The 11920-nt window shown below is 69.2% G+C and carries 9 protein-coding genes; 7 read left to right on the top strand and 2 right to left on the bottom strand.

What is annotated here, in order from left to right; genetic code table 11:
• Window positions 1–38 precede the first annotated feature (38 nt).
• Both YS110_13390 and YS110_13385 read left to right on the top strand, forming a co-directional pair.
• Entirely contained in the window at window positions 39–509 is a 471-nt protein-coding gene (locus YS110_13390) for a peptidylprolyl isomerase (GenBank protein ID UJB65674.1), read from the top strand.
• Window positions 510–628: 119 nt separating this feature from the next.
• Complete coding sequence (locus tag YS110_13385; protein UJB65673.1) at window positions 629–982, top strand: HPF/RaiA family ribosome-associated protein; 354 nt, start codon at window positions 629–631, stop codon at window positions 980–982.
• Window positions 983–1108: 126 nt separating this feature from the next.
• Here the strand turns inward: YS110_13385 and gap are convergent, their stop codons facing one another.
• Both gap and tkt read right to left on the bottom strand, forming a co-directional pair.
• Window positions 1109–2107 (bottom strand): type I glyceraldehyde-3-phosphate dehydrogenase, encoded by a 999-nt coding sequence (gene gap, locus YS110_13380; protein ID UJB65672.1) that lies wholly within the window; start codon window positions 2105–2107, stop codon window positions 1109–1111.
• A gap of 34 nt (window positions 2108–2141) precedes the next feature.
• Window positions 2142–4214, bottom strand: a complete 2073-nt coding sequence (tkt, locus tag YS110_13375) for a transketolase (GenBank protein UJB65671.1) — start codon at window positions 4212–4214, stop codon at window positions 2142–2144.
• A 314-nt stretch (window positions 4215–4528) separates the two neighbouring features.
• Between tkt and kdpF the strand changes: the two genes are divergently transcribed.
• Genes kdpF through YS110_13350 form a run of 5 tightly spaced genes read left to right on the top strand, consistent with a single transcriptional unit; the run spans window position 4529 to window position 11917 of the window.
• Window positions 4529–4618 carry a K(+)-transporting ATPase subunit F gene (gene kdpF / locus YS110_13370; protein UJB67450.1) on the top strand — a complete coding sequence of 30 codons (90 nt, stop codon included), beginning with the start codon at window positions 4529–4531 and terminating at the stop codon, window positions 4616–4618.
• Window positions 4619–4620: 2 nt separating this feature from the next.
• Complete coding sequence (kdpA, locus tag YS110_13365; protein ID UJB65670.1) at window positions 4621–6426, top strand: potassium-transporting ATPase subunit KdpA; 1806 nt, start codon at window positions 4621–4623, stop codon at window positions 6424–6426.
• 7 nt (window positions 6427–6433) lie between these two features.
• Window positions 6434–8530 carry a potassium-transporting ATPase subunit KdpB gene (gene kdpB / locus YS110_13360; GenBank protein ID UJB65669.1) on the top strand — a complete coding sequence of 699 codons (2097 nt, stop codon included), beginning with the start codon at window positions 6434–6436 and terminating at the stop codon, window positions 8528–8530.
• Window positions 8531–8541: 11 nt separating this feature from the next.
• Complete coding sequence (gene kdpC / locus YS110_13355; GenBank protein ID UJB65668.1) at window positions 8542–9135, top strand: potassium-transporting ATPase subunit KdpC; 594 nt, start codon at window positions 8542–8544, stop codon at window positions 9133–9135.
• A gap of 34 nt (window positions 9136–9169) precedes the next feature.
• Window positions 9170–11917 (top strand): DUF4118 domain-containing protein, encoded by a 2748-nt coding sequence (locus YS110_13350; GenBank protein UJB65667.1) that lies wholly within the window; start codon window positions 9170–9172, stop codon window positions 11915–11917.
• The last annotated feature ends 3 nt before the right edge of the window (window positions 11918–11920 follow it).

Below are 11920 nucleotides of genomic sequence, written 5' to 3'. Positions count from 1 at the left end.
TACCGTTTTTTCCCGTTCCAGCCCGCCGAGGACTTCGCATGAACATCACCAAGGACACCGCCGTCACCCTGAGCTACCAGCTCACCACGCCCCAGGGCAAGCCGCTGGACAAGGGCCACCTGGCCTACCTGCACGGTGGCTACGAGGGCATCTTCCCCAAGGTCGAGGCCGCGCTGGAGGGCCAGGCCGCGGGCTTCGCCGCCACGGTGGACCTGGGCGTGGACGACGCCTTCGGCGAGCGCGACGAGAGCCTGGTGCGCACCATTCCCAAGAGCGAGTTCCCGCCCGGCGTGAAGGTGGGTGGCCAGCTGCGCGGCCCCGGTGCCGACGGGCGCCCGCAGGCCTTCAACGTCGTCAAGATCAAGGGCGCCGAGGTGCACCTGGACGGCAACCACCCCCTCGCGGGCCAGGCGCTGCGCTTCGCCTGCAAGGTGACCGAGGTGCGCGCCGCCACGGCCGAGGAAATCGCCCACCGCCACGTGCACGGCGGCCATGGACACCATCACTGACATCAGGGCTTTCCCGCGCCATGCGCCCGGCGTTTTGGCCGGGAGCGCGGTGTGGGGGCGATAAGATGGCACCGTGCCCCGGCAGTCCGCCAGGGGCAGCTCAAGGAGAGGTCATCACGATGCAAGTGCAAGTCCATACCGACGACAAGATCCATGGCGGTGAATCGCTGGCCCAATGGGTGCAGCAGGAGGCCCAGACCCGCCTGGCGCGTTACCGCGAACTGGTGACGCGCATCGAGGTCTTCCTGACCGACGTCGATGCGGGCAAGTCCGGCGCCAACGACAAGCGTTGCCGTATCGAGGCCCGGCCGGCCGGCCGCCAGCCCGTGGCCGTCACGGCTGATGCCGACAAGGTGGCCGACGCCGTCACGGGCGCCATCGAGAAGCTGATGCGCGCCATCGACCACGACCTGGGCCGTGCCAAGGACCGCCACGGCCGCGACACCATCCGCACGCAGGAGCAGGAGGGCTGACGCGCCCCCGCTCTCGCCGGCCCTATGCAAAAAGCCAGCACCCGAGAGGGTGCTGGCTTTCTTTTTGATAGCGCCCAGCGCTTGACTGGCGAGCGCTGGAGGCCGATTCGGCTGTAAACCCAGGGATTACTTGGCGATCACGCGCACCATTTCCAGGCACTTGTTCGAGTAGCCCCACTCGTTGTCGTACCAGCTCACGACCTTGATGAAGGTCTTATCCAGCGCGATGCCGGCCTCGGCGTCGAACACCGAGGTGCAGGGCTCGCCGCGGAAGTCGGTGGCCACCACCTTGTCCTCGGTGTAGCCGAGCACGCCCTTCATGGCGCCTTCGCTGGCGGCCTTCATGGCGGCGCAGATGTCCTTGTAGTCGGCTTCCTTTTCCAGCTCGACGGTCAGGTCCACGACGGACACGTCGGACGTGGGCACGCGGAAGGACATGCCGGTCAGCTTCTTGTTCAGCTCGGGAATCACCACGCCCACGGCCTTGGCGGCACCAGTGGAGCTGGGGATGATGTTTTCCAGGATGCCGCGGCCACCGCGCCAGTCCTTGTTGCTCGGGCCGTCCACGGTCTTCTGCGTGGCGGTGGCGGCGTGCACGGTGGTCATCAGGCCGCGCTTGATGCCCCAGTTGTCGTTCAGCACCTTGGCCACGGGGGCCAGGCAGTTGGTGGTGCACGAGGCGTTGGAGACGATGGCCTGGCCCGCGTACTTGGCGTGGTTCACGCCGAACACGAACATCGGCGTGTCGTCCTTCGATGGGGCCGACATCAGCACCTTCTTGGCGCCGGCGGCCAGGTGCTTCTCGGCGCTGGCCTTGTCCAGGAACAGGCCGGTGGCCTCGATCACCACGTCGGCACCGACCTCGTTCCACTTCAGGTTGGCGGGGTCGCGCTCCTGCGTCAGGCGGATCTTCTTGCCGTTGACCACCAGCGTGTTGCCCTCGACGGACACGGTGCCCTTGAAGCGGCCGTGCACGCTGTCGTACTTGAGCATGTACGCCAGGTAGTCGGGCTCGAGCAGGTCGTTGATGCCGACGATCTCGATGTCGGAGAAGTTCTGCACTGCGGCGCGGAACACCATGCGGCCGATGCGGCCGAAGCCGTTGATGCCAACCTTGATAGCCATTTCAGTCTCTTTCTTCCAAGTTAAAACAACACGATCAATGCTTCTTGCGCTTGAGCGCGGCCTGCACGGTGGCGGCCACGTTCTCGGCCGTGAAGCCGAAGTGCTTGAACAGCACGCCCGCCGGGGCCGACTCGCCGTAGGTGTCGATGCCCACCACGGCGGCGCAGCCGTACTTCCACCAGAAGTCGGTCACGCCCATTTCCACGGCGATGCGCGGCAGGTCGGTGGGCAGCACGGCCTTCTTGTACTTCACGTCCTCGCGGTCGAAGGCGGTGGTGCTGGGCATGGAGACCACGCGCACGGCGATCTTCTTCTCGGCCAGCAGCTTCTGCGCGGCCAGCGCGAGCTGCACCTCGGAGCCGGTGGCGACGATGACGGCCTGGGTCTTCTTGTTCTTCAGGCCCACGTCCTTGGGCTCGGACAGCACGTAGGCGCCGCGCGAGATGTCGCCCAGCGCCTTGCCGCTCTTGGGCGCGTAGGGCAGGTTCTGGCGGCTCAGCAGCAGGGCCGTGGGCTTGTCGCGGTTGCTCAGCGCCACGCTCCAGGCCACGGCGGTCTCGGCGGTGTCGGCGGGGCGCCACACGTCGAGGTTGGGGATCAGGCGCAGGCTGGCGGCGTGCTCGATCGACTGGTGCGTCGGGCCGTCCTCGCCCAGGCCGATGGAGTCGTGCGTGAACACGTGCACCACGCGCTGCTTCATCAGCGCCGCCATGCGGATGGCGTTGCGGCTGTAGTCGCTGAACGTGAGGAAGGTGCCGCCGTAGGGGATGAAGCCGCCGTGCAGCGCCACGCCGTTCATGATGGCGGCCATGCCGAACTCGCGCACGCCGTAGTTGATGTGGCGGCCGCCGACCATCTCACCGTTCGCGGCCTCGGTTTTCACCACGTTGCCCTGCAGGTCGAAGCGCAGGTTGGGCGTGCTCTTGGTGTTGGTGAGGTTCGAGCCCGTCAGGTCGGCCGAGCCGCCCAGCAGCTCGGGCAACGCGGCGGTGAAGGCCTCCAGCGCCAGCTGGCTGGCCTTGCGGCTGGCCACGGTCTCGGCCTTGGCATGGGCCTGCACCACGGTGTCCACGGCGGTCTGGGCGAAGTGCGCGGGCAGGTCGCCCGCCATGCGGCGCGTGAATTCGGCGGCCAGCGCCGGGTGCGCCTTCTTGTAGGCGGCGAAGCGCTTGTTCCAAGCGGCCTCGCGCGCGGCACCGGCCTTCTTGGCGTCCCAGCCGGCGTACACGTCGGCGGGAATCTCGAACGGGCCATGCGTCCAGCCCAGGGCTTCGCGCGTGAGCGCGATTTCCTCGGCGCCCAGCGGCTCGCCGTGCGCCTTGGCCGTGCCCGCGCGGTTCGGGCTGCCCTTGCCGATGGAGGTCTTGCAGATGATGAGCGAGGGGCGCTCGGCCTGCGCTTTGGCCTCGGCGATGGCGGCGGCCACCTTCTCGGCATCGTGGCCGTCGATCGGGCCGATGACGTTCCAGCCGCTGGCCACGAAGCGCAGCGCCGTGTTGTCGGCGAACCAGGGCGCGACCTGGCCGTCGATGGAGATGCCGTTGTCGTCGTACAGCGCGATCAGCTTGCCCAGCTTCCAGGCGCCGGCCAGCGAGATGGCTTCCTGGCCGATGCCTTCCATCAGGCAGCCGTCACCCAGGAAGGTGTAGGTGTGGTGGTCGACGATGGCGTGCTCGACATCACCATCTTTGCGGTTGAATTCGCTGGCCAGCAGCTTCTCGGCCAGCGCCATGCCCACGGCGTTGGTGATGCCCTGGCCCAGCGGGCCGGTGGTGGTTTCCACGCCCGGGGTCACGCCCACTTCGGGGTGGCCGGCGGTCTTGCTGTGCAGCTGGCGGAAGTTCTTCAGCTCCTGCAGCGGCAGGTCGTAGCCGGTGAGGTGCAGCAGCGCGTAGATCAGCATCGAGCCGTGGCCGTTGGAGAGCACGAAGCGGTCGCGGTTGGCCCAGTGCGGGTTCGCGGGGTTGTGCTGCAGATGCCGGCCCCACAGCGCCACGGCCATGTCGGCCATGCCCATCGGGGCGCCGGGGTGGCCGGAATTGGCTTGTTGAACGGCATCCATTGCGAGTGCGCGGATCGCATTCGCCATTTTTTGAGAGTTGGCCATCGGGGCGGCTCCGAAAGGGGCGTGAAGGGGGAAACCCGCAATTTTACCGGGCAGGCGGCGCACCCGCCTGCGGGGCCGGCCTGGCAGGCCCCATCCCCTGGGGCGTTGATGCTTTTTTTACAGCGGCTGCGCGCCTTTCTATCCCGTTTTGACATGCCCTTCGGGAGACTGCCTGCCATTGGAAGCAATCGGCAGGAGTGCTGTATGGACATCGTATGGATCGCTGCGCTGGGCCTGCTCTGGCTGGCGGTGGCGCAACTGGTGGTGGGGCTGGACCGCATGGGCCAGCCGCACGGGGAGAAGACGTGATGGCTATGGAAGCTTTGTATGGCCTGGGGGGCTTGCTCGCGGTCCTCCTGATGGCCTACCTCGTGTACGCGCTGGTTTGCGCCGAGGAGTTCTGACCATGGACGCCTCAGCCTGGGGCCTGCTGGCCCTTTTCCTGGCGCTGCTGGGCCTGCTGGCCTGGCCGCTGGGCCGTGTGCTCGCGGCATTGATCGCTGGCGGCATGCCGCGCTGGATGCAGCGGGTGGAGGCGCCGCTGTATCGCCTGGCCGGCGTGCGCCCGGAAACGCCGATGGGGTGGCGTGCCTATGCGCTGTCCCTGCTGGCGTTCAACGCGCTGGGCGCCCTGGCCGTGTATGCCCTGCAGCGCCTGCAGGGCAGGCTGCCGCTCAATCCCGAAGGCATGGCGGCGGTGGCGCCGGACTCGGCCTTCAACACGGCCATCAGTTTCGTGGCCAACACCAACTGGCAGGGGTACGGCGGTGAAAGCACCATGAGCTATCTGACGCAGATGCTTGGGTTGGCGGTGCAGAATTTCCTCTCGGCGGCGACCGGCATTGCCGTGGCCTTTGCGCTGGTTCGTGGCTTTGCGGCACAGGGCGGCGGACACCGGGGCATGCCCGGCGCGCGCTTTGGCGCCATCGGCAATGTCTGGGCCGATCTCACGCGCATCACGCTGTGGGTGCTGGTGCCGATTGCCTTGGTAATCGCCGTTTTCTTCGTGTCGCAAGGCGTCATCCAGAACTTTGACGGCTACCGGCAGGTGGCGACCCTGGAGGCGACGGTCTACCAGGCGCCGATGGCTGGCGCCGATGGCGTGCCGCTGCGGGATGCGCCGGGCAGCGTACGGATGCAGGAGGCCCGCACGGCCACGCAGACACTGGCCATGGGGCCCGTGGCGTCGCAGGAGGCCATCAAGCTGCTGGGAACCAACGGTGGCGGCTTCTTCAATGCCAACTCGGCACACCCGTATGAAAACCCCACGGCCCTCGCCAACCTGGTGCAGATGCTGGCGATCTTCCTGGTTTCCACGGCCCTGTGCTTCGCGTTCGGGCGGGTGGCTGGAGACCTCCGGCAGGGATGGGCCGTCCTGGCGGCCATGGTGCTGATCTTCGTGGCCGCCGTGGTGGCCGTGACCTGGGCCGAACGTGCGGGCAACCCCCTGCTGACGGCCTTGGGCGTGGACCCGGCCCTGGGCAACATGGAGGGCAAGGAGCTGCGTTTCGGCATCACGGCCTCGGCCCTGTTCACGGCGGTGACCACGGCGGCCTCGTGCGGCGCCGTGGTGGCCATGCACGACTCGCTCACCCCCTTGGGAGGCATGGTGCCGCTGGTCTTGATGCAGCTGGGCGAGGTGGTCTTCGGCGGTGCGGGTTCGGGCCTGTATGGAATGCTGGTGTTCGCCGTGCTGGCGGTCTTCATCGCCGGCTTGATGATCGGCCGCACGCCCGAGTACCTGGGCAAGAAGATCGAGGTGTTCGAGATGAAGCTGGTGGCGGCCGTCATCCTCGTCACGCCCCTGCTGGTGCTGCTGGGCACGGCGGTCGCCGTGGGCGTTGCGCCGGGGCGCGCCGGCATTGCCAACCCCGGGGCGCATGGCTTTTCGGAAATCCTCTATGCCTTCACCTCGGCGGCGAACAACAACGGCAGCGCGTTTGCCGGGCTGTCGGCCAATACGCCGTTCTACAACGCCATGCTGGGCGTGGCGATGTGGCTGGGGCGTTTCGCCGTCATCGTTCCGGTGCTGGCCATGGCGGGGGCGCTGGCGGGCAAGCAGCGTTTGCCCGTGACGGCGGGCACCCTGCCCACCCACGGCCCCTTGTTCGTGGTGTTGCTGGTGGGCACCGTGCTGTTGGTGGGGCTGCTGAACTACGTGCCGGCGCTGGCCCTGGGGCCGGCCGTGGAGCACCTGATGCTTTGGAAGTGAGGCGGTCATGACCTCGATGAAACAATCTTTCTCGCTCGCGGACCCCGCGTTGCTGCGCCCCGCGCTGGCAGGCGCGTTCGCCAAGCTCAGCCCGCGCGCGCAGTGGCGCAATCCGGTGATGTTCGTGGTCTATGTCGGCAGCATTCTCACCACGCTGCTGTGGCTGCATGCGCTCAGCGCCCCCGGCGACGTGGGCATGGGGGCCGGCTTCGTGCTGGCTGTGGCGGTCTGGCTGTGGTTCACCGTGCTGTTCGCCAACTTTGCCGAGGCGCTGGCGGAGGGGCGCAGCAAGGCGCAGGCGGCTTCCCTGCGCAGCCTGCGCAAGGACACCTGGACCAAGAAACTCAAGACGCCCCAGCGCGCAAGCGGCTTCCTGCCCGTGCAGGCCACCGGGCTGCGCAAGGGCGACATCGTGCTGGTCGAGGCTGGCGATGCCATTCCGCTGGACGGCGAAGTGATCGAAGGCGTGGCTTCGGTCGATGAAAGCGCCATCACCGGGGAATCCGCGCCGGTGGTGCGGGAATCCGGGGGCGATTTTTCGGCCGTCACCGGAGGCACCCGCGTGCTGTCCGATTGGCTGGTGGTGCGCATTGGCGTCAACCCGGGCGAATCGTTCCTCGACCGCATGATAGGAATGGTGGAAGCGGCCAAGCGCAGCAAGACACCCAACGAGATTGCTTTGACCATCCTGCTGGTGGCGCTGACGATCGTGTTCCTGGTGGTGACCGTGACGCTGCTGCCGTACTCGATCTTCAGCGTGCAGGCATCGGCCGCAGGGACTGTGGTTTCCCTGACGGCACTTGTAGCCCTCCTGGTGTGCCTGATCCCGACCACCATCGGCGGGCTGCTGTCCGCCGTGGGCGTGGCAGGCATGAGCCGCATGATGCAGGCGAACGTCATCGCCACCTCGGGCCGTGCGGTGGAGGCCGCAGGCGACGTGGACGTGCTGCTGCTGGACAAGACCGGCACCATCACCCACGGCAACCGGCAAGCCAGTGCATTTCTGCCGGCGCCCGGCATCAACAAGGGGCAGCTGGCGCAGGCCGCGCTCTGGGCTTCGCTGGCCGATGAGACGCCCGAAGGGCGCAGCATTGTCGAGCTGGCGCGGCGCGAAGGGGTCTCCAGCGAACCGGTGCATGGCGCGGCGTTCGTGCCCTTCACTGCGCAGACGCGCATGAGCGGCGCGGATGTGCCTGCGGCCGCCCAAGGCCAGGGCGGCGGCTGGATCGTGCTGCGCAAGGGCGCGGTCGAGGCGCTGCGCCGCCATGTCGAGGCCCTGGGAGGCAGCATGCCGGGCGAGGTGGCGCGCATGGCCGACGAGGTGGCACGCCGGGGCAGCACGCCGCTGGCGGTGGCCGACGGCGCACGCGTGCTGGGCGTGGTCGAGCTGAAGGACATTGTCAAGGCCGGTATCCGCGAGCGCTTCGCCGCGCTGCGGCGCATGGGCATACGCACCGTGATGATCACTGGCGACAACCGGCTCACGGCCGCAGCCATCGCCGCCGAGGCGGGCGTGGACGACTTCCTGGCCGAGGCCACGCCCGAGGACAAGCTGCGCCTCATCCGGCAGTACCAATCCGAAGGGCGCCTGGTGGCGATGACCGGCGATGGCACCAACGACGCACCCGCGCTGGCGCAGGCCGACGTGGCGGTGGCCATGGGCAGCGGCACGCAGGCCGCCAAGGAGGCCAGCAACATGGTGGACCTGGATTCCAACCCGACGAAGCTGCTCGAGGTGGTGGAAACCGGCAAGGCCTTGCTGATGACGCGCGGCTCCCTGACCACCTTTTCCATCGCCAACGACGTGGCCAAGTACTTCGCCATCATTCCCGCGATCTTCATGGGCACGTACCCGCAACTGGGGGCCCTGAACGTCATGCGGCTGGCCAGCCCGTCGTCGGCCATCCTGAGCGCGGTGATCTTCAATGCCCTGGTCATCGTCGTGCTCATCCCGCTGGCGCTCAAGGGCGTGCGCTACCGGCCTGTCGGCGCGGCGGCGCTGCTGCGGCGCAACCTGGCGGTCTATGGCCTCGGGGGGCTGGCCGTTCCCTTCGTGGGCATCAAATGCATCGACTTGCTGCTGGCTGCCAGCGGCATGGTGTGAAGGAGTCCGGCATGAACACCAAGCTCTTTGCGGCCGCGCGTCCGGCCCTGGTCCTTTTTGTCCTGCTCAGCGTGCTGACAGGCATCGTCTACCCGCTGGTGGTGACCGGCGTGGCCCGTTCCGTCTTTCCGGCCCAGGCGGCGGGCAGCCTGGTGCTTCGCGCGGGCCAGCCCGTGGGCTCGGCCCTGATCGGCCAGCATTTCAGCGACCCCCGGCACTTCTGGGGCCGCCCTTCGGCGACCGCGCCCATGCCGTACAACGCCTCGGCTTCCTCCGGCTCCAACCTGGGCCCCTTGAACCCGGCATTGGCCGCTGCGGTCAAGGACCGCATTGCCATGCTGCAGTCGGCCGACCCCGGGAATACGGCCCTGGTGCCCGCGGATCTGGTCACGGCATCGGCCAGCGGCCTGGACCCCCACATCAGCCCTGCTGCCGCGCTGTACCAGGTGCCGCGCATCGCGCGCCTGCGGGGAATGGCGCCCGAGCGGGTGGTTGATCTGGTCCAGCGCCATGTGGAGGCGCCCCAGTGGCTTGGCTGGATTGGCGAGCCCCGGGTGAATGTGCTGGCGCTCAACCTGGCCCTGGAGGCGGCCGATGGACGGTGAATGGCCGCCTCCGATGCGTTAACCTGCCCGCGCCATGTCTGAAGCCAGCCGCCCTGACCCGGACGCCCTGCTCGCGCAGTGGCGCGCCGATGCCGAGCGAGCCCCGCGTGGGCGCTTGCGCATCTACTTCGGCGCCAACGCCGGAGTCGGCAAGACCTGGGCCATGCTCAGCGCGGCCCAGCGCGAACGCGAGGCCGGGCGCGACGTGGTGATCGGCGTGGTCGAGACGCACGGGCGCCGGGAGACCGCCGCGCTGGTCGCCGGCCTGGAAGCGCTGCCGGCCCGGGAGCTGCCCTACCGGGACAAGGTGCTGCACGAGTTCGACCTCGATGGTGCCCTGCAGCGCCACCCGCAGGTGCTGCTGGTGGACGAACTGGCGCACAGCAACGTGCCCGGTTCGCGCCATGCCAAGCGCTGGCAGGACGTGGAAGAACTGCTGGCCGCAGGCATCGAGGTATGGACGGCGCTCAACGTGCAGCACCTGGAGAGCCTGAATGGCACGGTGGGCGCCATCACCGGCATCCGCGTGCACGAGACGGTGCCCGACAGCGTGCTCGATGCCGCCGACGAAGTCATCCTGGTCGATGCCACGCCCGATGAACTGGCGGCGCGATTGGCCGCCGGCAAGGTCTACCTGCCCCAGCAGGCCGAGCGTGCCGCGCAGAATTTCTTCCGCAAGGGCAACCTGATCGCCCTGCGCGAGATCGCCCTGCGCCGTACCGCCGAGCACGTCGAGGACGACGTGCGTGGCTGGCGCGTCGAACAATCGGGCGGGGGCGCCACTGGGCAGGGAGGCGGCGCGCCCCCCGCGTGGAACACGTCGGGCGCCATTCTGGCGGCGGTCGGCCCCGGGCCGGACGCGGCGCAGACGGTGCGCACAGCCGCGCGCCTGGCCGGGCAGCTCAGTGTCCGCTGGCATGCGGTGTACGTTGAAACCCCGCGCCTGGCGCGCCTGGCAGCTCCGGAGCGCGACCGCATCCTGGCGGTGCTGCGCCTGGCACAGGAACTGGGCGCAGAGACGGCGGTGCTCAGCGACGAGCAGGTGGCACCGGCGCTGGCCCAGCAGGCGCAGCGCCTGAACTGCGCGATGCTGGTGCTGGGGCGGGGCCATGCGCGTGCGCAGTGGTGCCGGTGGCCGGGGCTGGCGCGCCGGCTGGCGCGCATCGCCCCGGCCCTGGACATCGTTTCCGTGGCGCCTGCGGGCAGCGCGCGGCGCCTGGCGCACGGCCCCTGGCTGGCGCCCGCCCGGGGGGACATGCAGGAAACCTGGCGTGGTTCGCCATGGCATGGCTACGCGTGGGCAGCGGTCAGCAGCGTGGCCATCACGCTGCTGGCCACGCTGCTGTCGGGCGTGCTGGAGCTGACCAACATCGTCATGCTCTACCTGCTCGGCGTGGTGGGGGTGGCGTGGCGCTTCGGCCGGGGGCCGGCGGCCTGCGCGGCGGCGCTGAACGTCATGGCTTTCGACTTCTTCTTCGTGCTGCCCACGTTCTCGTTCGCGGTGAGCGATGTGCAGTACCTGCTGACGTTCGCCGTCATGCTGGGGGTCGGGCTGCTGGTGGGGCAGCTGACGGCGGGCCTGCGCTTCGCGGCCAGCGTTTCGGCAGGGCGCGAGCAGCGCGCGCAGTCGCTCTTCGCGCTGGCGCGCGACCTGTCGGCGGCGCTGCAGGCCAGCCAGATCCAGGCCCTGGGCGCCGCCGCCGTGCAGCGCCACTACGGTGGCGAGGCCCTGGTGCTGCTGACCGATGCGCAGGACCGGCTCGCGCCGCCGGACCAGGCGCCGCAAGGGTTTGACTTCAGCGTTGCCGACTGGGCCTTCCGCCAGGGCCAGAGCGCGGGCTTGACCACGGCCACCCTGTCGGCCCAGCCCTGGCACTATGCGCCGCTGACGGCGCCGATGCGCGTGCGCGGGGTGCTGGCACTGCGCCCGGCGGACCCGCGCTGGCTGGTGATTCCCGAACAGGCGCGGCAGCTTGAAACCCTGGCCCGCCAGATCGCCATTGCCGTGGAGCGCGTGCACTACGTCGAAGTGGCGCAGCAGGCCGTGCTGGACATCGAGTCGGAGCGCCTGCGCAATGCCCTGCTGGGCGCCATCTCGCACGACGTGCGCACGCCGCTCACGGCGCTGATCGGGCTGGCCGAGTCGCTGCGGACCATGGCGCCGCCGCTGCCCGGCGGGCAAGCCGACGTGGCGCAGGCCATCGTGGCCCAGGCGCGGGCCTTGAACACCCTGGTGGGCAACCTGCTGGACATGGCGCGGCTGGAAAGCGGCATGGGCGGCGGGGCTGTCCATCTGCGGCGTGACTGGCAGTCGGTCGAAGAGGCCGTGGGGGCCGCCATCCGTGCCGCCCAGCCCGCGCTGGGCGGCCTGCCCGTGCGTACCGGGCTGCCCCCTGACCTGCCGCTGGTCGAGTTCGACGCGGTGCTGCTCGAGCGCGTGCTGGTCAACCTGCTGGAAAACGCCGCCCGTTACGGCGGGCCGCCGGTCGTGGTCACGGCGCGGGCCTTGCCACAGGCGCTGCAGATCGCCGTGCGCGACCATGGTCCGGGTCTGCCGCCCCACCTGCGGGGCCGCGAGCAGGTGCTGTTCGACAAGTTCACCCGGGGCCAGGCCGAGTCGGCCATGCCTGGCGTGGGGCTGGGCCTGGCCATCTGCAAGGCCATCGTGCAGGCCCACGGGGGCGAGATCGTGGCGGCGAACGCGCTGCCGGATGCCCAGGGCGCGGGGGCAGAATTCACCGTGACCCTGCCGCGCCGCGACCCTCCAGCCCTGACGGAATAGCCC

Origin of the sequence: Acidovorax sp. YS12, assembly GCA_021496925.1 — a bacterium.
Classification (GTDB): Bacteria; Pseudomonadota; Gammaproteobacteria; order Burkholderiales; family Burkholderiaceae_C; genus Paenacidovorax.
Note: the sequence above shows the minus strand (reverse complement) of the source record. Positions and strands in the feature narration are given on the sequence as shown.

What these genes read in the sequence shown, in the direction of transcription:
- YS110_13390 (UJB65674.1), top strand. Translation starts at nt 39, where the DNA reads ATGAACATCACCAAGGACACCGCCGTCACCCTGAGCTACCAGCTCACC.
- kdpB (UJB65669.1), top strand. Translation starts at nt 6,434, where the DNA reads ATGACCTCGATGAAACAATCTTTCTCGCTCGCGGACCCCGCGTTGCTG.
- YS110_13350 (UJB65667.1), top strand. Translation starts at nt 9,170, where the DNA reads ATGTCTGAAGCCAGCCGCCCTGACCCGGACGCCCTGCTCGCGCAGTGG.
- kdpA (UJB65670.1), top strand. Translation starts at nt 4,621, where the DNA reads ATGGACGCCTCAGCCTGGGGCCTGCTGGCCCTTTTCCTGGCGCTGCTG.
- YS110_13385 (UJB65673.1), top strand. Translation starts at nt 629, where the DNA reads ATGCAAGTGCAAGTCCATACCGACGACAAGATCCATGGCGGTGAATCG.
- gap (UJB65672.1), bottom strand. Translation starts at nt 2,107, where the DNA reads ATGGCTATCAAGGTTGGCATCAACGGCTTCGGCCGCATCGGCCGCATG.
- kdpF (UJB67450.1), top strand. Translation starts at nt 4,529, where the DNA reads ATGGAAGCTTTGTATGGCCTGGGGGGCTTGCTCGCGGTCCTCCTGATG.
- kdpC (UJB65668.1), top strand. Translation starts at nt 8,542, where the DNA reads ATGAACACCAAGCTCTTTGCGGCCGCGCGTCCGGCCCTGGTCCTTTTT.
- tkt (UJB65671.1), bottom strand. Translation starts at nt 4,214, where the DNA reads ATGGCCAACTCTCAAAAAATGGCGAATGCGATCCGCGCACTCGCAATG.